The organism is Ponticaulis profundi, assembly GCF_042659465.1.
GTDB classification, from domain to species: domain Bacteria; phylum Pseudomonadota; class Alphaproteobacteria; order Caulobacterales; family Hyphomonadaceae; genus Ponticaulis; species Ponticaulis profundi.
The window spans coordinates 1-1,044 of the sequence record NZ_JBHSSW010000061.1 but is presented as its reverse complement, the minus strand read 5'-3'; the positions used below and the strand labels follow the sequence as shown (position 1 = coordinate 1,044).

The 1,044-nt window shown below is 61.6% G+C and carries 1 protein-coding gene; it reads right to left on the bottom strand.

The window, feature by feature from the left end; translation table 11 throughout:
* Positions 1–1,044, bottom strand: a 1,044-nt coding sequence (locus tag ACFQDM_RS15985) for a VirB4 family type IV secretion system protein (RefSeq protein WP_377380732.1), incomplete at both ends; no start/stop codon positions are given.

Here is a 1,044-nt window from a genome sequence, read left to right as displayed (position 1 = left end):
CCGCGCCTCGGCGTTCTGGCGCACGGCATCGCGCACCGCCCGGGACTGTTCCGGGTGCAGCTGGCTATGGCCGGTTTCCATCAGGTGAATGAGCCAGTCGCTCAGCCATTCCTGTCCGGACGTGTCCGTCTCGATCCAAAGAGGATTGAGGCCCGTGCGTTCGCCAGCCTTCAGTTCGGAATACCGACCGCCCAAGGCGCGCACGGCCATTTCCATGCCCCGGCGATAGTCGAAGACAAAGACCCGCGCACCGACACGTTGGGCTTGCGCTGCCAGAAATGCCGCCTGCACCGATTTGCCCGACCCCATGCGGCCAAGGACCAGCGTGTGACCGTTGCTTGGTTCCTTGCGAGGATCGCCTTCTTCATGGAAATTGAAGCGGTAGGCGCTGCGCGAAATTGTCGGAAACCACGTGATCGGCGTGCCCCAAGGCACATTCTCACCGTTCTTGCCCATGGCAGCACGATGCAGCGCCGCGAAGTCGGCAAATTGTTCATTGGTGATCACGCCTTCGCGGATGCGGAAGGCACGGTTGCAAGGATGCTGGCCGAAATAGACGGTGCGGGACGTATAGCCCTGCGCGACCATCTTGACGCCCGCGCCTACGGCGATGTTGCGGATCATCGAGCTGACTTTTGCCAGTTCGTCCTCAGTGTCGGCATAGACGGCGACCGCCATCTGATGCTGTCCGAAAGTGATTTCCCCGGAGGCCAGACGGTTCTGCGCCTGTTGCACTGCCTCGATCAGGTTGGCGGCCTTGTCGTTGATCGCGGCGCGGCGGCGCAGTTCCCGCGCGATCCGCTCTTCCATGATGCCGCTGTTGACCGGAACGTAGTAGTTCGACACCACCATATCGACGGGCAGGTCCAGTTCATCGAACATGGTCACGAAGGACTCGCGCGGAAACTCCTTGATCGAGTAGATCATGCCCACCCGATCCGGCAGGCTGCCCCCGGTCAGGTATATCTTGTCGCCCTTGAAGGTGACGCGCGTGTTGCTGACGGTTTCCGCGATGGTCCGGTCCAGCGACGTGTGAAATGTCGG